Origin of the sequence: Cyanobium sp. ATX-6F1 (assembly GCF_047395825.1) — a bacterium.
In the GTDB taxonomy this organism is placed as follows: Bacteria; Cyanobacteriota; Cyanobacteriia; order PCC-6307; family Cyanobiaceae; genus ATX-6F1.
The window spans coordinates 1,032,232-1,053,011 of sequence record NZ_JBCEBF010000001.1 but is presented as its reverse complement, the minus strand read 5'-3'; the positions used below and the strand labels follow the sequence as shown (position 1 = coordinate 1,053,011).

Here is a 20,780-nt window from a genome sequence, read left to right as displayed (position 1 = left end):
ATGGCCTATTTCATCTGGAAGGACGCTGGCCTCAGCTCCGACTGCGCCAGCCTCGAGGCCATGGCGGCCCGCTTCGAGGAGACGGCGGCACTGATGCGGCGCATGGCCGCCGAGGGCTTCCGCCTGGAGCGCCGCCATGACGGCCAGCACATCAGCCACAGCGACTCCCAACTGTTCGCCGACTACGGCTTCATCGATGAGGAGCCCCCGGTGAAGCAGCTGGGGCTGATCCCCGACCCTCAGGGCTGAGGGGGCCTGGGCGGCGCAGCAGTCCCACCACCCAGACGACCACGAAGGCCAGGGAGGAAACCCCCAGGTAGATCAGGGTCCACTTCTGGAGATCGGCGATGTTCCAGCCAAAGATCAGGCCCTGGGCCGCATCACCGGCGGTGGAGAAGGCCAGGGTGGGCACCGCCAGCAGTGCATCGGGCCAAGGCTGCAACACCATCGTGATCGGGCGGCCCGCCGGAGGAAGATCAGGCCAGTATCCCGCCAGAGAGCGCTCGATCCATGGCCAGCACCACCTTCCCCCGCACCCTGATGCTTCTCGGCAGCGGCGAACTGGGCAAGGAGGTGGCGATCGCCGCCCAGCGCCTCGGCTGCCGGGTGATCGCCGTCGATCGCTACGCCGGCGCCCCGGCGATGCAGGTGGCCCAGGTGGCCGAGGTGGTGGCCATGGGGGATCCGGAGGCCCTCAAGGCGGTGGTGCGGCGCCACCGGCCCGACCTGGTGATCCCAGAGATCGAGGCCCTGGCGGTGGACGCCCTGGCCGAACTGGAGGCTGAAGGCCTCACCGTGATCCCCACGGCCCGGGCCACCGCCGTGACCATGAACCGCGACCGCATCCGGGACCTGGCCGCCCGGGAACTGGGACTGCGCACGGCCCGCTTTGCCTACGCCAGCAGCGCCGCCGAACTGGCCGCCGCCGCCGAGGGCCTCGGCTGGCCGGTGGTGGTCAAGCCGGTGATGAGCTCCTCGGGCAAGGGCCAGAGCGTGGTGGAGGCCCCGGGCGGCATCGAAGCGGCCTGGGAGGCGGCCCTGGCCGGCGCCCGGGGCGCGGGGGCGAAGGTGATCGTGGAGGAATTCCTGCGCTTCGAGCTCGAGATCACCCTGCTCACCGTTCGCCAGTGGCAGGGCCCAACGCTGTTTTGCCCGCCGATCGGCCACCTGCAGGAGCGGGGCGACTACCAGTGCAGCTGGCAGCCGGCTGAACTGGGCGAGGCGCAGCTGGCCACCGCCCAGGCCATGGCCCGCAGGGTGACGGATCACCTGGGGGGCGCCGGCCTGTTCGGAGTGGAGTTCTTCCTCTGTGGCGATCCCGGCCAGGAGGAGGTGGTGTTCTCCGAGCTCTCCCCCGGCCCCACGACACCGGCCTGGTGACCCTGGTGGGCCAGAACCTGAGCGAATTCGAGCTGCACCTGCGGGCGGTGCTGGGTCTGCCGATCCCCGAGATCCGCTCCACCGGAGCCGCCGCCAGCCGGGTGATCCTGGCGGATCGGGCCCTGGAGCGGGTGGCCTTCGAAGGGGTGGCCGAAGCCCTGATGGAGCCAAGCACCCAGGTGTTGCTGTTCGGCAAGCCCGAGGCCCGGCCCCTGCGTCGCATGGGGGTGGCCCTGGCCAGCGGCCGCGACCGGGCCGAGGCCCAGGGCCGGGCGGACCGGGCCGCCGCCCGGGTGCAGGTGGTGGCAGCGCCCTGAACCCTCTGGCCCCACGGGGTTGCGCCCTTTATGGTGCGTCGATCGGACCCCCCATGAGCCAGGCCCAACCCCGACCTAGCAGCAGCAGCGGCCGCCCCGCGGGTGGCAAGGTCCAAAAGCTGCGAGCCAAGGACCGGCTGGATCTCCCCTTCGCCGTGGATCCCGGCAGCCTGCCCAACGGGGCCAGCCCTTCGCGCTCACGGGGCACGGTGGCGGTCAAGACCCGCCCACGCAAGACAGGCAAGCTCCCCTTGCTTCCCTTCGGCCTGGGCCTGGTGATCGGCGCCGCCCTGGCTGGTCCGATCCCCCAGCTGCTGGGGCCAGCGCTGGCGGGACTGCACCAGGGCTCCCAACTACTGGGCTCCGTGGTCAGCCCCGCCTACAAGGGGCGCATTCTGGTGATGGGCACCGACCAGGTGGCCACCAACACCGATGTCATGTTCACGGCCCAGCTCAAGGAGGGCCGCACGGAACTCACCCAGGTGCCCCGGGACACCTACATCGAATCTGAGACCTACGGGGTGCTCAAAGCCAATGCCCTCTTCGCCGCCGGGGGATGCCGGCCGTGGAGCAGGAGCTGGGCAAGCTGCTCGGTGCGCCCCTGGAGCGCTACCTGATCGTCAACCTCGATGCCGTGCAGCACCTGGGCGACGCCCTGGGGGGCGTGGAGGTGGAGGTGCCGAAACGGATGGTTTACTCCGACAGCCGCCAGGGGCTTTACATCGATCTCTATCCCGGCCGACAGCTGCTCAAGGGCAACGATCTGGAGGGGTTCCTGCGCTTCCGTCACGACGAGCTGGGGGACCTGGGCCGCATGGAACGGCAGAAGCTGGTGCTCGCCGAGGTGTTCCGCAAGCTGGCCCAGCCCAGCGTTCTGGCACAGCTGCCCCAACTGCTGCGGATCGCCGGCCAGGACATCAAGACCAACCTCTCACCCGTGGAACTGGGCAACCTCCTGGCGACGCTCCGCACCACCAAGCTGGCCACCACCCGGCTCTCAGGCCAGCCCTTCTGGCACGACGACGTGAGCTACTGGATGCCCGATCTCAACCCAAACCACGCGGCCTACGTGAGCCAGGAGCCACGGCCCTGAGTCCGTTGAAGCTGGCGATGGAGAGGATCTTCCCGCGCCCCCCTGCCGAGGGGCGTAAGGCAAACACGACGGGGGAGCGAGGCGGCAGCAGCGGGAAGCCGCCGCCAGATAGGCGCTCACATGGGCCTCCCAGCTGAACAGCCGGATCACCGCCTCCAGCCCGTCATCGCGCCAGCGGCGCCAGCGGGCCGGATCACCCAGGGCCAACTCAAGGGCCTTCTGCAGGTCCTTGAGGTCACTGACATCCACCAGCAAACCGTTGCGGCAGCAGGCCACGATCTCCCGGGGTCCGCCGTCGTCGGTGGCCACCACCGGCAGGCCCGAGGCCGCCGCCTCCAGCAGGGTGAGGCCAAAGGGTTCGCTCAAGGCCGGGTTCACGAACACACCCCTCCGGCGGGCCGCCCAGCGGTAGAAATCAGGAATCTGGGCGGCACTGTGGTGCTTGGGGTAGGCGATCAGGCCATAGAGATCAAAGCGATCGATCAGCTCGAACATCTGCTGGAACAGGTCCCGCTGCTGCTTTTCCAGCAGGCGGGGATCCTGCCGGCAGCCCAGCACCAGCACCAGGTTGTGGCGCTGCCGCAGCAGTTCTGAGCGACCGAAGGCCTCGATCAAGGCCAGGATGTTCTTGCGCCGGTCGGCGCGGCAGATCGCCAGCAACGGAGGTCGCTCGGGCTCGCGCAGGAAAGGTTGCAGCAGCGCGGCTACGGCGGCTTCTCCGGTCGGGGGGCGCCGGATCCTGGGAGGTCCTCGCCCTCGGGATGGAACCGCTTCAGGTCGACCCCCGGCGGAATCACCTCCACCCGTTCGGATCGAAAGTGGCCATAGCGGGCGTACTGATGGTCCGCCTCCTGGAGGCTGCTGGTGACCACCAGCAGGGCCTGGGCCAGGGCCAGCTCTTCGGCCTCGATGCGTTGGCTGATGGCATAGAGCCGCTCGATCTGATCGTGGTCGGCGCCACTGGCCAACAGCCGCCGCAGCTTTTCCCGTCCCAGGGAATGACCCGTGAACACCAGCGGGATCCCCAGCCGCCGGCTCACGAGGGCCCCCACGTAGCCGGCATCGGCGTAGTGGGCATGGATCCAATCGGGGTAACGCGCCTGGGTGCTCAGATGGGCCACCAGGCTGTCGGCCAGCTGGTCGAGATGGGGCCAGAGCAGCTCCTTGCGCAGGTAGCGCTTAGGGCCACAGGGGAAGCGCAGGATCGCCGCACCGGGCGCCAGTGCCTCGATCGGCCGGGCGTAGTCCGCCGAAAGGCGACGGTCGTCGATCAACCGGGTGACCACCTCCAGCCGCTCCACTTCTGGCCGTGCGGCCAGGGCTTGCGCCAGTTCGAGCACGTAGGTGGTCTGGCCGCCGGTGTCGGCATCCCGCCCCAACTCCAGGTCACGGCCGCGAAACAGACCGTGGAGATGAAGATGTAGGAGGTAGAGCCCCACCCGAAGCCGGCGCCGTCTCCCCATCGATAGCGGGGTTTAGCCGCCTCGACGGCTTCAGCCCCATCGGCCCCGAGCCGGCCTGTGCTCCTTCAGGGGGTCCAGCCCTTGAGCTGAGCGGTGACATCGGCCAGGGGAATCGTGGCATCACCCCAGCCGTTCGGCGGCAGCAAAGACGGGGCCGACGGACCGGGAACGGCGGCCGCCCCAGCGGCAAAGGCCCCGTTAACCCAGGCCAGAATCAGGCCCCGCAGCGCTCCTCCGGCCTCTGCGTAAGGGGATCCCAGGTTGAAGTGATCACCGCCCTTGGCCAGCACCAGCCGGTGACCACCTCCGAGGGCGCGGGCCTCATTGGCCATGGGAACAATCGCTTCGGGCCCCGCAGGGACGACGAAATCCCGGCTACCACTCACCAGCAGCACCCGGGCGTTCATGGCTTTGGCCGCGCCAGCGGAAAAGAGCAGCGACATGGGCGGGCTGACCGCCACCACCGCCTTGACGCGGGGATCGCTCAGTCCAGCCCGATCGGCGGAGCTCAGGAAACTGCACTGCAACACCCAGCTGAGGTTGCGGGAAGGGTTCATCACATCCCCGCAGAACTTCTGCAGCATGGCCGCACTGGGGGTGGCACCGGCCAGCTGCAGCGCTGTGGTGGCCCCCCAGGATTGGCCGAGCACCACCACGGAATCGGTCTTCAGGCCTGGCGGTAACCCCAGCTTTCCGGCGGCCGCCCCGTCGATCAGGGCGCTGACATCCATGGGCCGCTGCCGCAACTCGGCCGGCCCTGGGGGCGGCATCTTGCCTGAGAGCATGGCCTGCTGCTGGCTCTTGTCGCTGCCGGGGTGGTATGGCATCAGCACGGTGTAGCCATGGCTGGCCAGGTGACGGGCCCAACCCTCAAAACTCGCAGGGCTGTCCCAGAGACCGTGGGAGATCAGTGCCAGGCGGCCATTGGCCCCCTGGGTGGGGCTGATCACCACCAGCCTCAGGGGCTCCGGCCGGTAAGGCACAGAAAGGCTCGCCTCACGGCGCTGCACCGTCAGGGGCCCGGGCTTGCTGAGGGCCGGGCTCACGCTGCCCGCCGGCTGGGCCGCCAGCAGGCGATCGGCTGGCTGCTGTTGGCTGGCGAGGCGCTTGAGAGCGAACAGCCCGCGCTCCAGGTCGATCGAGGCGGTCGTCCCCGGCATCGCCTGGAGCACCTTGAGCATGGTGAGGGTGCCCTTGGCGCTCGCCTGCTGAAGCGCCGACTCCAGGGCCATGCTGGTGAGGTTGATCGGCACGCCATCCACACCGATCAGGGCGGACACGAGCAATAGGGCCTGCGAGACCAGCGGGGAACCTACCGACTCGCTCATCACAGCCTTGGTCCGCAAGGGGAGGGGTGAATTGAGCAGCTCCACCAACTTCAGGCCGATGGCGCCATTGCTGGCCTGATTCAGCTGGGCCAGGTCGCTGGTGCCGGCCAACAGCCGATCAGGATTGCTCAGCTCGCTGAGCTTGATGGTGAAGTTGGTGTCCAGCAGCGGCATGCGCAGCTGGATCTCCTCCAGGGCCGCCGCAGGCTGGGCAGCGCCGGCCAACAGGGCCCCGGATGCCAGTGCCAGCGCCAGGGCGCGGTGAGTGCGATGGAGCAGGGTCATCGGGGGCTTCAGGCGACGGCAGGCTCGGGCGGATGCTGGGCGAGCACCTGCTTGAGATAGCGACCAGTGTGGCTGGTTGGGTGCAGAGCCACCTCCTCGGGGGTGCCACAGACAACGATCTCACCGCCCTTGTCGCCGCCTTCGGGGCCCAGGTCGATCAGCCAATCGGAGCAGCGGATCACATCGAGGTTGTGCTCGATCACCACGATCGAATTGCCCTTGTCGACCAGGCGCTGCATCACGTCCATCAGCTTGTGCACGTCGTAGAAGCTCAAGCCCGTGGTGGGCTCATCAATCAGATAGAGCGTTTTGCCCGTGGCGCGCTTGGAGAGCTCGGTGGCCAGCTTCACCCGCTGGGCTTCCCCTCCTGAGAGCGTCGGCGCGGGCTGGCCCAGCTTGATGTAGCCCAGGCCCACATCCACCAGCGTGCGCAGCCGATCCGCCGCCTGGGGAATGGCGGAGAACACCTCGGCGGCCTGCTCCACCGTCATCTCGAGCACGTCGGCGATGGTGTGGCCCTTGTAGGCCACCTGCAGCGTCTCGCGGTTGTAGCGGGCCCCCTTGCAGACATCGCACTGCACGTAGACATCGGGCAGGAAGTTCATCTCGATCACGTTCACCCCCTGGCCGCTGCAGGCCTCGCAGCGACCGCCCTTGACGTTGAAACTGAACTGGCCCACCTGGTAACCACGGGCCTTGGCCTCAATCGTGGCGGCGAACACCTGGCGGATCGGATCGAAGGCGCCGGTGTAGGTGGCCGGGTTGGAGCGGGGGTGCGCCCGATCGGGCTCTGGTCGATCACGATCACCTTGTCCACCGACTGGATCCCCCGCAGTTCCTCGAGCCCGCTGGGGAAGGGCACCTTCAGCCCCAGCTTGTGTTCCAGGGCCGGGTGCAGCAGTTCGTTGATCAGGGTGCTTTTGCCGCTGCCGCTCACCCCGGTGATGCTCACCAGCCGCCCCAGGGGAATCTCCACATCGATGCCGGAGAGGTTGTTGCGGCGGCACTCCACCAACTTGAGCGTGCGGCTGCTGGCGCTGCGGCGTTGAGCAGGGGTGGGGATCGCGCGGCGACCGCTGAGGTAATCACCCGTAAGCGAGTCCTGGGCCGCCAGCAGATCCTCGAAGCTGCCCTCGGCCACGATGTGGCCCCCGTGCACGCCGGCTCCGGGACCAATGTCGACGATGTGATCAGCGGCACGGATCGTGTCCTCGTCGTGCTCCACCACGATCAGGGTGTTGCCCAGATCGCGCAGTTTGAAGAGCGTGTTGAGCAGGCGGTCGTTGTCGCGCTGGTGCAGGCCGATGCTGGGTTCATCGAGCACATAGAGCACCCCGGTGAGACCGGCCCCGATCTGGGTGGCCAGGCGAATGCGCTGGGCCTCGCCCCCCGAGAGCGTCATCGCCGGACGATCCAGGCTCAGGTAATCCAGGCCCACATCGAGCAGGAAGCGGAGGCGCAGGCGGATCTCCCGCAGCACCAGATCACCGATCTGGATCTGGCGCGGCGTCAGCAGCGGTTCGGCCCCCTCGCTGGCCCCCACCCCCATGAGCGCCTCAATCCGGGAGAGACATTCGGCCACGCTCACGGCCGTGAGATCGGCGATGTTGAACAGTCCCACCTTCACCGCCAGGGCCTCGGGCCGCAGCCGCAGCCCCGTGCAGGTGGCGCAGGGCACCATCTCCAGGAACTTCTCCAGCTTCTGGCGCACGGCCTCACCGCTGGCGTCCCGCAGCTGACGTTCCAGGATCGGCAGGATCCCCTCGAAGGGACGCAGGTAACCCTCGCTCTTGCGGTAGCGGCTGTCGGCCTTGATGGCGATCGGCTCCATGCTGCCGTTCAACAAGACCTGCTGCTGCTCGGCGCTGAGCTGGTTCCAGGGGGTCTTGATCTCGAAGCCGAAGGCCTCCCCCACCGAATAAAGGAGTGAGAAGTAATAGCTGTTGTCCTTGTCGCTCCAGGGGGCGATCGCCGCGTAGACCGGCAGGGAGGGATCCGGCACCACCCGCTCGAAGGTGAACTTGCGCAGGTGGCCGATGCCGTGGCAATCGGGGCAGGCGCCGTAGGGGCTGTTGAAGGAGAACAGCCGCGGCGAGAGTTCCTCCATCACCGCGCCGTGCACCGGGCAGGCGAAGTTCTCCGAGTACAAGCGCTCCTTCTCCACTCCTTCGGGCAGCTCCTCGCCCGCCTTGGGCACCACCTCGACCAGGGCCAGACCGTCGCCGCGCTTGAGGGCGGTGCGCAGGGAATCGTTGAGACGCTCGTTGATGCCCTCACGGGCCACGAGCCGGTCCACCACCACCTCGATGTGGTGGGCATGGTTCTTGTCGAGCTCGATGTTGTCGGAGAGCTCGCGCACCTCGCCGTTGATCCGCACCCGGGCGAAACCCTCGGCCACCAGACCGGAGAGAAGCTTGGCGTGGGTGCCTTTCTTGCCCCGCACCACCGGCGCCAGCAGCTGGTAGCGGGTGCCCTCGGGCAGCCCCAGGATCTGGTCGACCATCTCGTCGATGCTCTGGGGCCGGATCGAGCGCTCGCACTGGGGGCAGTGGGGCTCCCCGGCGCGGCCGAACAGCAGCCGCAGGTAGTCCTGGATCTCCGTCACCGTGCCGACGGTGGAGCGGGGGTTGTGGCTGGTGGACTTCTGGTCGATCGAGATCGCCGGTGACAGACCCTCAATGGCATCCACATCAGGCTTGTCCACCTGGCCCAGAAACTGACGGGCGTAGGCCGAGAGGCTCTCCACGTAGCGGCGCTGGCCCTCCGCGAAGATCGTGTCGAAGGCCAAGGAGCTCTTGCCGCTGCCGCTTACCCCGGTGAACACCACCAGGCGGTTACGCGGGATCGTCAGATCGACGTTCTTGAGGTTGTGCTGGCGGGCGCCGCGCACCCGGATCACATCCTCGAGGCTTCCCCGGCCGAGCTGGCCGCCCCCGACGGCGCCGTTGAAGCCCGCAGAGTCTGCTTTGGTCTGCGCTTTCGAGGCCCCGGCCGCTCGGCCCATCCATTGACCACGAGAACAGCGGAGTCTACGGAGGCACCGGCAAGGGTTGGATCAGGCCACCCGCTTCTCCAGCAGGCTGGCGGCGTAGCTGTGGGCCTCACCGCTGTCGCCCCCTGCCAGTTCCGCCAGCTCCCGCTGGCGCTCCTGAGTGTCCCGCAGCTGGGACACTCCCGTGAGCGTGAGGCCGCCCTGCACCTCCTTGCTGACACGGAAGTGGTGGTCGGCGGCGGCGGCCACCAGCGGCTGGTGGGTGACGCAGAACACCTGTCGCCGCTCGGCCAGGCGGTGGAGCAGCTGGGCCATGGCGCCGCTCACACGCCCGCTCACGCCGGCATCGATTTCATCGAACAGCAGGGTGACGTGGGGATCGCTAGCCGCCAGGCAGGTCTTGAGGGCCAGCAGGAAACGGCTCATCTCGCCGCCGGAGGCCACCTCCGCCAGGGGGCCAGCGGTTGGCCCGGGTTGGCGGAAAACAGAAACTGCACCGCATCGGATCCGTCCTCACTGGCGGGGGCAGGATCCACCGCCACGGCGAAGCGCACGTTGGCCAGGCCCATGGGCCGCAGCGCCTCCATCAGCTGGTCCTGCAGCTGGGCGGCCGCCTGACGCCGAAGGGCACTGAGCTGCCCGTGCACGCGTTCACGTATCTGGCGAGCCTGCGCTTCCGAGCGCTCCAGCTCCGCCAGGGAGGCCGCGGCCCCACCAGGGCCCAGCAACTCCCGCAGCCGGTCCCGCTCGGCGATCAGCTCGCTCAGATCGAGGCCATGGCGCCGCTCCAGGCTGCGCAGCTGGGCGATGCGGTCCTGGAGCGTGGCCAGGGTTTCAGGGTCGCTCTCCAGTCCGGCGCCGTAGCGGTCGAGGTCGCGCGCCAGATCCTGAACCTGGGCCAGGGCTTCCCCAATGGCGAGCAGCTGGGGCTGCAACGTTCCATCGAGCACCGCCATCGCCTGCAGCTCCTGCTCGCAGGCCGCCAGGTGATCAAGCACTGAAGGGGCCCCGTCGGCTCCCTCCTGCAGGCGGCCGATCAGGGTCATCACCCCGTCCTGGAGACGCACCCCGTGCACGAGTCGGTCCTGGTCGGCTTCGAGGGCCTGGCGCTCGAAGGGATCCTCCAGCCGCGCCGCCTCCCATTCATCCAGCAACTGCTGGCGCCCCTGGCGCTCCTGCTCCAGCCGCTCGCGGTCGCCGCGGGCCCGCTCCAGGGCGGCCTCCGCCTGTTTCCAGAGCCGCTGGGCACTGCGGGCCGGCTCCAGGCCCGCCAGCAAGGAATCGCCACCAAAACGATCAAGCCAGCGGCGCTGCTGCCCGGGCCGGGCCAGCTGCTGGGTCTGACCCTGAACCGTGAGCTCCAGCAGCAGCGGCCGCAGCTCCAGCAACTGGGCACGGCTGACGACCACACCGTTGACGCGGCTGCGGCTGTTGATGCGTTCCTCCAGGCGGCGCCACTCGCGAGTGATCACCAGCTCCTCCTCAGCCGTGTCCAGCTGCTGCTCCTGGAGCCAATCGAGCAGCGGCGGGTTGAGGCTGAAACTGGCCTCGATCGTGCTGCGCTCGCTCCCCGGCCGCAGCAGCCGCACTCCGGCGCTGCCCTGGCCGCCGCCGAGCAGGGCATCGAGGGCATCGAGCAGAATCGACTTACCGGCGCCGGTTTCGCCGGTGAGCACCGTGAAACCCCGCTCGAAACTGAGTTCGAGCGCCTCGATCAAGGCAATCTGGTGCAGCCGCAGACCCGTGAGCACGCCGGCCTCCGGTCATTGGTCCGACCGTAGCGGCTGTCGGATTCGTTTAGAAGGGGTGCAGCGATTCCAGCGGCATGGTCGGTGCGACCGGCGATTTCATCGAAGCTGCCGGTCTGCTCAGCTACGACCCGGCCGCGATCCGCCGCATCTACGCCGGCCATCCGCAGCGGCTGCTGCGCCGCCTGTGGCAGACGCTGGTGCCCATCGGCCTCTATCTGCTGGGGGTCGGCTTTGACTGGTCCACCGGCCTGCTGGCCAATGCCGAGCGGGCCCGGGCCCGGGCCAAGGAATGCGCCGATCTGCTGGTGCAGCTGGGGCCGGCGTTCATCAAGGCCGGTCAGGCCCTCTCCACCCGGCCCGATGTCGTGCCGCCGCTGCTGCTGGAGGAGCTGGCCTTGCTGCAGGACCAACTGCCGGGCTTCGATTCAGCCCTGGCGATGGCCTGCATCGAAGAAGACCTGGGACAGCCGGTGGAGGCGATCTACGAGCAGCTCGACCGTGAGCCGATCTCCGCCGCCTCCCTGGGGCAGGTGCACAAGGGCGTGCTCAAGGGTGGCGTTCCGGTGGCCGTGAAGGTGCAGCGGCCGGGTCTGCGCGAGCAGATCACCCTTGACCTCTACATCGTGCGCCTGATCGCCGCCTGGATCAACCGCAACGTGGGGCTGATCCGCAGCGATCTGGTGGCCCTGATCGACGAACTGGGTCAGCGGGTGTTCGAGGAGATGGACTACCTCAACGAGGCCGCCAACGCCGAACGCTTCGCGGCGCTGCACCGCCACAACCGCCGCATTGCGGTGCCGGCCATCCATCACGGGGCCACCAGCCGTCGGGTGCTGACGATGGACTGGATCGACGGCGTGAAGCTCACCAACCTGGCGGCGGTCAAGGCCCTCGGTTTCGATCCCGACGACATGGTGCAGGTGGGCGTGAACTGCAGCCTGCAGCAGTTGCTGGAGCACGGCTTCTTCCATGCCGATCCCCACCCGGGCAACCTGCTGGCCCTGGCGGACGGCCGGCTCGCCTACCTGGATTTCGGAATGATGAGCGAGGTGAGCCGCAGCTCACGCACGGGCCTGATCCAGGCGGTGGTGCACCTGGTCAACCGCAACTTCCCTGCCCTTTCCCACGATTTCGTGCAACTCGGCTTCCTGGCCGAAACCGTGGATCTCGAGCCGATCGTGCCCGCCTTTGAAAAGGTGTTCGGCCAGGCGATCGAGCAGGGCGTGAGCCGGATGGATTTCAAGGCCGTCACCGACGATCTCTCCGGGGTGATGTATCGCTTCCCGTTCCAGGTGCCGCCCTATTACGCCCTGATCATCCGTTCGCTCGTCACCCTCGAGGGGATTGCCCTGAGCGTCGATCCGAGCTTCAAGATTCTCGGGGCCGCCTACCCCTACTTCGCCCGCCGGCTGATGGAGGATCCCGATCCCGAGCTGCGCGAGAGCCTGCGGGACATGCTCTTTGACGGCGATCAGTTCCGCTGGCAACGGCTGGACAACCTGATCACCAGCGCCTCCCTGCAGGATCAGCTCGACCTCGAGGGCCTCCTCGATCAGGTGCTGGATTTCCTGTTCTCCCCCGGCGGCGGGATGCTGCGGGAGCAACTGGTGGAGGCTGCGGTGGATCAGATGGATGCCATCGGCTGGCAGACCGTCCAACGGCTGGGTCAGCGGCTGCCCAGGCGGCTGCAGCCACCCGGTCTGCGGGGCCTCGACCCAATCAGCAACAAGGACCTGGAACTGCTGTCGCTCGAGCCCGTGGCGCGGCTGGTGGCGATCCTGCGCGAACTGCCTGGGTTCGACCCCCAACTCCTGCTCAGTCGCCTGCCCCGGCTGCTGCGGGAACCCGACCTGCGGCAGATGGGGCTGGAGCTGGCCCGTCGCCTGGCCGAGCGTGGGGTGGTTCGCTTGCTGCGGGATGTGCTCGTGACAACGGAAACCCGCAGCGCCGTCGTCGCCCCCTGAAGGGCGCCTCCTAGAGTTCTTGAACGATTGGAGTCTCACCTTGCGACAGCCCCGCCTGTTCACGTCCGCCCTGCTGGGTCTGGCCCTGACCGCCATCCCCCAGGGCGCCCTGGCCGCCGAGCAGGTGGTGTTCGTGAGCGGTGCCTTCCGGCGCTCCATTCCCGTGGCTGACCTGGAATTGCTGGCCAAGTCCGGCCAGGCCCAGGGGCTGCTGGCAGACCTGCTGCGGCTGGGCAAGCAAAAGCCCCAGGACGTGGCCAAGCTGCTCAACCAGCAGATCAGCCTGCCCCTGGAGCTCACCAGCCGCCTGCTCAACACCCGCATCGGTGGAAGCGGTGCTCAGCCGGGTGGCCGTGATCGTCTACCCCCTGAACGCCAAAGGCGTGGCCGTTCCCGCCCTTCGGGCCGCCACCATCCTCGGCCTCAACGGCAACAACGACAGCCTCTCGGCCGTGGGTTTCCTGCGGGCCTACCCCAACGACGATCTGGCGATCAGCCTTCCCGCCCTGATGGGCACCATGAGCAAAGCCAGTTCGATCGCCGAGCTGGTGCGCTTCTTCTCGGAATCGCCCCTCGATGGTCTGAAATCCACCAGCAACCCCAAGGGTTCCTCCTGAATCAGGACCACGCCCCTGACACGTAGATTCGCCAGAGCCCCCTTCTGCTGCTGTGCCGCTGCTTGACTCCCTGCGGAACCTGGGCAGAAAGCCGGCCTTCCAAGACTGGCCAGGGCTGATCGAGGGCTACCGGCGCTGGTTGCCGGTCTCGGAGCGCACCCCGGTGATCACGCTGCGGGAAGGGGGCACGCCATTGATTCCGGCCCCCGCCGTGGCCGAACGCATCGGCCGGGGCGTGAGGGTGTTCCTCAAATACGACGGTCTCAACCCCACCGGCAGCTTCAAGGACCGGGGCATGACGATGGCGATCAGCAAGGCCAAGGAGGCGGGCTCGAGCGCAGTGATCTGCGCCAGCACCGGCAACACCTCCGCCGCCGCCGCCGCCTATGCCCGCCGGGCCGGCATGCGCGCCTTCGTGCTCATCCCCGACGGCTACGTGGCCCAGGGCAAACTCGCCCAGGCCCTGCTCTACGGCGCCGAGGTGCTGGCGGTGCGCGGCAACTTCGACCAGGCCCTGACGATCGTGCGCGAGGTGGCCGAGCGCTATCCGGTCACCCTGGTGAATTCCCTCAATCCCTACCGCCTGCAGGGCCAGAAGACGGCCGCTTTCGAGGTGGTGGATGCCCTCGGTGACGCCCCCGACTGGCTCTGCATCCCCATGGGCAACGCCGGCAACATCAGCGCCTACTGGATGGGCTTCCAGGAATACCGCCAGGCGGGCCTGAGCCGCAAGCTGCCCAAGATGATGGGCTTTCAGGCCAGTGGTTCCGCCCCCTGGTGCTGGGCCACACGGTTGAGCAGCCGGACACCATCGCCACGGCGATCCGCATCGGCAACCCGGCCAACCGTGAAAAGGCCCTCAAGGTGCGCAGCGAGAGCGGAGGCGCCTTCCATGCCGTCACCGACGCCGAGATTGTGAGCGCCTACAAGCTGCTGGGAAGCCAGGAGGGGGTGTTCTGTGAACCTGCCAGCGCCGCCTCGGTGGCGGGGCTGCTGCAACAGGCCGAGGCGGTGCCCGCCGGAGCCACGGTGGTCTGCGTGCTCACCGGAAACGGCCTGAAAGATCCCAACTGCGCGATCGAGAACAATGACGCCACCTTCCACCCCGATCTGTCCCCCGACGTGGCCACGGTGGCGAAGGTGATGGGCTTCTGATCCCGATCAGAGCCGGGTCATTTCAGGAACTGGTCCCCAACAGGTCGACCTGGGGCTGAGGAAAAGCGCTGGCGTTCCATGGAAAACGACGGGCTCAGCCGGGTCATGGATGGTCATTGTTTTTCCCCAGTCGGGGGAAAGAGTGGAAAACAGCTCGAAATCGATTCATTCGCGCTCACTCTCCCCAAGGGATCTGAGCGCTCATCCATTCTCTTGCAGGCCCTTTGCACTGTTTTCCACGATTTCCACAGGCCCTACGACTACGAGGTTTTATTGATTCAAGAAATCAATCCTTTCTTGATCCGTCGGGCCGAACCCAACCGGTCGGTTCCAGGTCGATCTTGGTACGGACTCCCGATCGGGCCGTTGCGGATCCGACCGCCTTGTGGAAGCTTGGTGTCGCCCGATGGGCCATCCATCGTTTCAAGCCCGGGTCTGCGTCGATGAAGCTGGTCTGTTCCCAGGCCGAACTGAATGCCAGTCTCCAGCTGGTGAGCCGGGCTGTCACCGCCCGTCCTAACCACCCCGTGCTGGCCAATGTGTTGCTGACGGCCGATGCGGGCACCGGTCGCTTGAGCCTCACCGGCTTCGATCTCAGCCTTGGCATCCAGACCAGCCTGGCGGCATCGGTGGAGGCCAGCGGTGCGATCACCCTGCCGGCGCGCCTGTTCGGTGAAATCGTCTCGCGCCAGTCCAGTGAGAGCCCGATCACCCTGCACAGCCCTGAGGAGAGCGAGCAGGTGGAGCTCACCAGCCTCTCCGGCAGCTACCAGTTGCGCGGCCTGGCGGCGGAAGACTTCCCCGATCTGCCCCTGCTCCAGACCGGCGTGCCGATCCGCCTGGAGGCCGAGGCCCTGGTGAGGGGCCTGCGGGCCACCCTGTTCGCCAGCAGCGGTGATGAGGCCAAGCAGCTGCTCACCGGTGTGCATCTGAGCCTGGAGGGCCAGGATCTGGAGTTCGCCGCCACCGATGGCCACCGGCTCTCCGTGCTGCGGCTGGCCAACGCCCTGCCCGGGGGCGCCAGCGAGCCGGGAGAAGGGGAGCCCTTCGCCGTCACCGTGCCGGCCCGCTCCCTGCGCGAACTGGAGCGGCTGCTGTCGGCACGCCCGGCGGCCGAGCCGGTCAACCTCTTCTGCGACCGAGGTCAGGTGGTGTTCCTCTGGGGTGACCAGGTGGTCACCAGCCGCAGCCTCGACGGCACCTATCCCAACTACCGCCAGCTCATCCCCGACAGCTTCAACCGGGTGCTGGAGCTGGACCGCCGCGGTCTGATCGCTGCCCTCGAACGGGTGGCGGTGCTGGCGGACCAGCACAACAACGTGGTCAAGCTCAGCAGTGATCCAGCCAACGGCCAGCTCGCGATCAGCGCCGATGCCCAGGACGTCGGCAGCGGTTCGGAGGCCCTGGCGGCCTCGATCAGCGGTGAACCGATCCAGATCGCCTTCAACGTGCGCTATGTGCTCGATGGCCTCAAGGCGATGGTCGCCGAGCGGGTGGAGCTGCGCTGCAACGCCCCCACCACTCCGGCCGTGCTGGCGCCGGTGGAGGATGGGGGCTTCACCTACCTGGTGATGCCCATTCAGATTCGGACCTGAGCCCGTGGCCCTGCCGGAGCACCTGTTGCTCAGTGACCTGCTGCGGCTGCGGGTTCGCTGCGACCAGGGTCTCGATCGCGGCGCCGGCCAGCAGGGCTGGATGCATCCGCCGGTCCACCGTCTGCTGGGCTGGGTGAGCAAACCGGCCGGTTTTGGCTCCCGGCCGCTGGTTTGGCGTCTGGATCAGTTGCGGGGCCTGGGGGAGCAGGAGGCCCTGGTGCAGGGGGATCCGGCGGAAACGGAGCCCGACACCCTGGCCCGTCTGCCCACGCTCCTGGAGGCGGTGTTAGTGAACCGTTCCGCAGAGCCGATCGGCACCCTGGTGGACCTGGCGGTGGAGCTGCGAACGGGCCGGATCCTCCATTACCTGGTGGCCCGCAGTGATCCCCGGCTGCCCGGCAGCAGCCGCTGGCGCCTGTCCCCGGATCGCATCCTCGACCAGCAGCCCGGCCAGGTGGTGACCGCCGTGGCTGGCCTGGATGATCTACCCCTGGCCAAGGCCAGCCTGCGCCAGGAATTCCTGCAGCGCTCCCGCCGCTGGCGGGAGCAGGTGGGCCAGGAGACGGCCCGGCTGCGGGACCAGTTCCAGCAGGTGGGGGATCGCTTCGAGGATCGGCTGGAGGGTTGGTTGGAGGAGCCCCCGTGGGAGGAGAACCCGAGGGGCGAGCGGGAGGAGCGCCAGGTCTCCTTCGAGGAGCGGGAGCCCTGGGAAGCCATGGACCCCGAGGAGCGCTGGGAGCAGCAGCGCCCGGAGGATCAGGAGTCTCCGCCCCGTCAGGCCGCCAGCCGGCGCCGGCAACCCCGTGACCCCGGATCTGAGGAGGATCCCTGGATCTGAGTGACTCCCCTCAGCCAGACTGGCGCTCTCTTGCCTCCGCTCCGTGGTTGCCAGCTCCTCCTTTTCGGTCGCCGATGCGCTGCGCAAGGAGGGCCTGAGCCAGGCCGATTACGACGAGATCGTTCGGCGCCTGGGCCGGGCCCCGAACCGGGCTGAGCTGGGCATGTTCGGGGTGATGTGGTCGGAGCACTGCTGTTACCGCAACTCACGGCCACTGCTGCAGGGCTTTCCCACCGAGGGGCCGCGCATCCTGGTGGGCCCGGGTGAAAACGCCGGTGTGGTGGATCTTGGCGAAGGTCAGCACCTGGCCTTCAAGATCGAGAGCCACAACCACCCCTCGGCCGTGGAGCCCTTCCAGGGGGCGGCCACGGGTGTGGGCGGCATCCTGCGGGACATCTTCACCATGGGGGCGCGGCCGATTGCCCTGCTCAACGCCCTGCGCTTCGGCCCATTGGAAGACGAGCGCAACGTGGGCCTGATGGAAGGTGTGGTGGCCGGCATCGCCCACTACGGCAACTGCGTGGGGGTGCCCACCGTGGGCGGTGAGGTGGCCTTCGACCCCAGCTACAGCGGTAACCCATTGGTGAACGCCATGGCCCTGGGGCTGATGGAAACGCCGGAGATCGTGCGCTCCGGCGCCGAGGGGTGGGCAATCCGGTGGTCTACGTGGGCAGCACCACCGGCCGCGATGGCATGGGCGGTGCGAGCTTTGCCTCGGCAGAACTCAGCGCGGCCTCCCTCGACGATCGCCCCGCCGTGCAGGTGGGGGATCCGTTTCTGGAGAAGGGACTGATCGAGGCCTGTCTGGAGGCCTTCCAGAGCGGCGATGTGGTGGCCGCCCAGGACATGGGGGCCGCCGGACTCACCTGCAGCTGCTCGGAGATGGCCGCCAAGGGCGGCGTGGGCATCGAGCTGGATCTCGATTTGGTGCCCGCCCGCGAAGCCGGCATGACCGCCTACGAGTACCTGCTCTCGGAATCCCAGGAGCGCATGCTGTTCGTGGTCAGGGCCGGGCGGGAGCAGCCGCTGATGGAACGCTTCCGCCGCTGGGGGCTCCAGGCCGCCGTGGTGGGAAGGGTGCTGGCGGAGCCGATCGTGCGGGTGCTGCAGCACGGGCAGGTGGCCGCTGAAGTTCCCGCCCATGCCCTGGCCGATGACACCCCGATCAACCGCCACGAGCTGATCAGTGAACCGCCGGCGGACCTGCTGACCCATTGGCGCTGGAGCGAAGCTGAGCTGCCCGAGGCCACCGATGCTGGCATCGCCACCCCCAGCGGAACCCTGACCTGGAACGCTGTGCTGGAGAAGCTTTTGGATGATCCCACCATCGCCAGCAAGCGCTGGGTCTGGCGCCAGTACGACCACCAGGTGCAGGCCAACACCGTGGTGCTTCCGGGCGGCGCCGATGCCGCCGTGGTGCGCCTCAGGCCCCAGCAGGGTGCCGGTTCCCTCGCTGCGGTCACCCGTGGGGTGGCGGCCACCGTGGATTGCCCGAACCGCTGGGTGGCCCTCGACCCCGAACGTGGGGCGATCGCGGCGGTGGCCGAGGCGGCCCGCAACCTCAGCTGCGTGGGCGCCGAACCCCTGGCGGTCACCGACAACCTCAACTTTCCCTCCCCCGACACCGACCGGGGCTACTGGCAGCTGGCCCTGGCCTGCCGCGGTCTGGCGGAGGCCTGCCGCACCCTCGGCACCCCGGTCACGGGCGGCAACGTCTCGCTCTACAACGAGATCCGCCTGAGTGATGGACGGATGCAGCCGATCCACCCCACCCCGGTGGTGGGCATGGTGGGGCTGGTGCACGACCTGGCCCAGGTCACCGGTCTGGGCTGGCGAACCCCGGGGGATGCGATCTGGTTGCTGGGGGTTCCCCTGGAGGCTTCTGTGGAGAGTGCCGCTGTCGAGGAGCGCCTGTCGCTGTCAGGCAGCAGCTACCTGGAGCGGATCCACGGCCTGGCCACCGGCCGGCCGCCGCACACCGATCTGGAGTTGGAGGTTCGGGTGCAGGCTTTCCTGCGCCAGGCGATCAGCGCAGGCCTGGTGGTCTCCGCCCACGACCTGGCCGACGGCGGTCTGGCGGTGGCCCTGGCGGAGGCTTCGATCGCCTCGGGCCTCGGGGCGACGGTGCAAGTACCTCCCGGTGAGGTTCGGCTCGATCGTCTGCTGTTTGCCGAGGGCGGCGCCCGAATCCTGGTGTCGGTGCCGGCGTCACAGGCAGCTGCCTGGGAGGTAGCCCTGGAGAGTGCTGGTGCCTTGGGGGAGCAGGCCTGGGCCCAGCGCCTGGGGCAGGTGAGCGCCGAGCCGCAGCTCACCGTCAGCCGGGCGGATCAGCCACTGCTCACCAGCGCCATCGAGTCCCTGCGCGAGCGCTATGAGCAGGCCCTGCCCCGCCGCCTCGGGGCCCGGAGTTGAGGCAGACTGTTCATCACCCCTTCAAGGCGCCAGGCCCTGTGTCGCTCAGCGAACATCCCCTTGGATCGGTGAGCACCGCTGATCGGCCTGAGCGCCCTGATAAACCCGAGGAGGCCTGCGGCGTGTTCGCCGTGCTGGCCCCGGGCCAGCAGGTGGCGAACCTCACCTACTTCGGCCTCTACGCCCTGCAGCACCGCGGCCAGGAGTCGGCCGGCATCGCCGTCTTCAACGGCGACAAGGTGCGCCTGCACAAGGACATGGGCCTGGTGAGCCAGGTGTTCGACCAGGACGTGCTCGCCCGCATGCCCGGTGATCTGGCCATCGGACACAACCGCTATTCCACCACCGGCAGCAGTCGCGTCTGCAATGCCCAGCCCGTGGTGCTGATGACGCGCCTGGGACCCTTCGCCCTGGCCCACAACGGCAACCTCGTCAACGCCGGCGAGCTGCGGGCGGCGATCGCCGCCACCGATGCCGAGCTCACCTCCACCACCGATTCGGAGTTGATCGCCTTCGCCCTCCAGGAGGCGGTCAACGGCGGCCTGGGCTGGGAGGCGGCGATCCGCTGCGCCGTCGGCCGCTGCCACGGCGCCTTCAGTCTGGCGATCGGCACCCCGGAGGGTCTGTTCGCCCTGCGCGATGGCCATGGCATCCGCCCGCTGGTGTTCGGTGTCTTCGGCGATGGCGACGAACGCCACTGGGTGGTGAGCAGTGAATCCTGTGGCCTCGACATCATCGGCGCCACCTACATCGACGAGGTGGCCCCCGGGGAACTGGTGGCGTTCCGCTTCGGCGCAACGGAACCCGAGCGCGCCCGCTGGATCGAGCAGCCCACGAAGCTGTGCGTGTTCGAGATGATTTATTTCGCCCGCCCGGACAGCCGCTTCTTTGGCGAATCGCTCTACAGCTATCGCCACCGCATCGGTGAGGTGCTGGCACGGGAATCCGCCGTCGAAGCTGACATCGTGATCGGGGTGCCGGATTCAGGCATTCCTGCCGCCATCGGTTATTCCAAGCACAGCGGCCTCCCCTATGCCGATGGGCTGATCAAGAACCGCTACGTGGGCCGCACCTTCATCCAGCCCACCCAGGCCATGCGCGAAGCGGGCATCCGGGTCAAGCTCAATCCCCTGCCCGATGTGCTCTCTGGCAAGCGTGTGGTGGTTATCGACGACTCGATCGTGCGTGGCACCACCAGCCGCAAATTGGTGGCGGCCCTGCGCGATGCGGGGGCCACCGAGGTGCACATGCGCATCAGTTCACCGCCGGTCACCCATCCCTGCTTCTACGGCATTGACACCGACAACCAGGACCAATTGATTGCGGCTCGTCTCACCCTCCAGCAGATCGAAGCCCATCTGGGGGTGGATTCCCTGGCCTACCTGAGCAAGGAGGGCATGGTCGAAGCGGCCCATGCCGCCTCCGCCAACTTCTGCACGGCCTGTTTCGATGGCCACTACCCGATCGAGATGGAGGAAGAGATGCGCTCCAGCAAATTGATGCTCGAACCAACCGGGCTCGCGGCCACGGTCTGAGGCCTCAGCTTGCTGCCAGGATCTGCCCCGATGGCTCGCTGGGCTGAGGGGCCGC

11 protein-coding genes and 7 pseudogenes are annotated in these 20,780 nt (G+C 68.1%); 13 read left to right on the top strand and 5 right to left on the bottom strand.

Going from position 1 to position 20,780, the window contains the following annotated elements; all coding sequences use genetic code 11:
- Window positions 1–249: a hypothetical protein gene (locus AAF143_RS06270; protein WP_255009310.1), complete on the top strand. Its 249-nt coding sequence runs from the start codon at window positions 1–3 to the stop codon at window positions 247–249.
- A gap of 10 nt (window positions 250–259) precedes the next feature.
- Here AAF143_RS06270 and AAF143_RS06265 read toward each other — a convergent pair.
- Window positions 260–448 (bottom strand): annotated as a pseudogene (locus tag AAF143_RS06265) (5'-phosphoribosylglycinamide transformylase); the annotation flags it as partial.
- A gap of 62 nt (window positions 449–510) precedes the next feature.
- Between AAF143_RS06265 and purT the strand changes: the two are divergent.
- From purT to AAF143_RS06250, 3 genes and pseudogenes are all read left to right on the top strand, one after another.
- Window positions 511–1,697: pseudogene (gene purT / locus AAF143_RS06260) on the top strand (formate-dependent phosphoribosylglycinamide formyltransferase).
- A 155-nt stretch (window positions 1,698–1,852) separates the two neighbouring features.
- A complete protein-coding gene (locus AAF143_RS06255) occupies window positions 1,853–2,314 on the top strand; it encodes a hypothetical protein (RefSeq protein WP_414026653.1) in 462 nt (153 codons plus the stop codon).
- Window positions 2,254–2,790, top strand: coding sequence for an LCP family protein (locus tag AAF143_RS06250; RefSeq protein WP_414026652.1), 537 nt, complete (start codon window positions 2,254–2,256; stop codon window positions 2,788–2,790). Before AAF143_RS06255 ends, AAF143_RS06250 begins: the two co-directional genes overlap by 61 nt.
- Before the next feature lie 69 nt (window positions 2,791–2,859).
- On the opposite strand, the pseudogene AAF143_RS06245 reads toward AAF143_RS06250, so the two are convergent.
- The 4 genes and pseudogenes from AAF143_RS06245 to recN all read right to left on the bottom strand — a co-directional run.
- A pseudogene (locus AAF143_RS06245) lies at window positions 2,860–4,253 on the bottom strand (glycosyltransferase); the annotation flags it as partial.
- A 65-nt stretch (window positions 4,254–4,318) separates the two neighbouring features.
- Window positions 4,319–5,866 carry an alpha/beta hydrolase family protein gene (locus AAF143_RS06240; protein ID WP_255009303.1) on the bottom strand — a complete coding sequence of 516 codons (1,548 nt, stop codon included), beginning with the start codon at window positions 5,864–5,866 and terminating at the stop codon, window positions 4,319–4,321.
- 8 nt (window positions 5,867–5,874) lie between these two features.
- Window positions 5,875–8,870 (bottom strand): annotated as a pseudogene (gene uvrA / locus AAF143_RS06235) (excinuclease ABC subunit UvrA).
- A gap of 51 nt (window positions 8,871–8,921) precedes the next feature.
- Window positions 8,922–10,609, bottom strand: a pseudogene (recN, locus tag AAF143_RS06230) (DNA repair protein RecN).
- A 74-nt stretch (window positions 10,610–10,683) separates the two neighbouring features.
- On the opposite strand from recN, the gene AAF143_RS06225 reads away from it, so the two are divergent.
- The 9 genes and pseudogenes from AAF143_RS06225 (at window position 10,684) to purF (ending at window position 20,725) form a co-directional block, all read left to right on the top strand.
- Window positions 10,684–12,573, top strand: a complete 1,890-nt coding sequence (locus tag AAF143_RS06225) for an ABC1 kinase family protein (RefSeq protein WP_255009298.1) — start codon at window positions 10,684–10,686, stop codon at window positions 12,571–12,573.
- Between the two features lie 124 nt (window positions 12,574–12,697).
- Window positions 12,698–12,841 (top strand): annotated as a pseudogene (locus tag AAF143_RS06220) (alpha/beta hydrolase); the annotation flags it as partial.
- 58 nt (window positions 12,842–12,899) lie between these two features.
- Entirely contained in the window at window positions 12,900–13,190 is a 291-nt protein-coding gene (locus tag AAF143_RS06215) for an alpha/beta hydrolase (RefSeq protein WP_414026651.1), read from the top strand.
- Between the two features lie 52 nt (window positions 13,191–13,242).
- Window positions 13,243–14,345: pseudogene (gene thrC / locus AAF143_RS06210) on the top strand (threonine synthase).
- A 443-nt stretch (window positions 14,346–14,788) separates the two neighbouring features.
- Window positions 14,789–15,940, top strand: coding sequence for a DNA polymerase III subunit beta (gene dnaN / locus AAF143_RS06205; RefSeq protein WP_255009294.1), 1,152 nt, complete (start codon window positions 14,789–14,791; stop codon window positions 15,938–15,940).
- A 4-nt stretch (window positions 15,941–15,944) separates the two neighbouring features.
- Window positions 15,945–16,778 (top strand): RNA methyltransferase, encoded by an 834-nt coding sequence (locus AAF143_RS06200; protein WP_255009292.1) that lies wholly within the window; start codon window positions 15,945–15,947, stop codon window positions 16,776–16,778.
- Window positions 16,779–16,821: 43 nt separating this feature from the next.
- Window positions 16,822–17,571: an AIR synthase related protein gene (locus AAF143_RS06195; RefSeq protein WP_414026650.1), complete on the top strand. Its 750-nt coding sequence runs from the start codon at window positions 16,822–16,824 to the stop codon at window positions 17,569–17,571.
- Complete coding sequence (locus tag AAF143_RS06190) at window positions 17,472–19,190, top strand: AIR synthase-related protein (protein WP_414026896.1); 1,719 nt, start codon at window positions 17,472–17,474, stop codon at window positions 19,188–19,190. The genes AAF143_RS06195 and AAF143_RS06190 overlap by 100 nt, the downstream gene beginning before the upstream one ends.
- 68 nt (window positions 19,191–19,258) lie before the next feature.
- Entirely contained in the window at window positions 19,259–20,725 is a 1,467-nt protein-coding gene (gene purF / locus AAF143_RS06185) for an amidophosphoribosyltransferase (protein ID WP_255009289.1), read from the top strand.
- Window positions 20,726–20,780 lie beyond the last annotated feature (55 nt).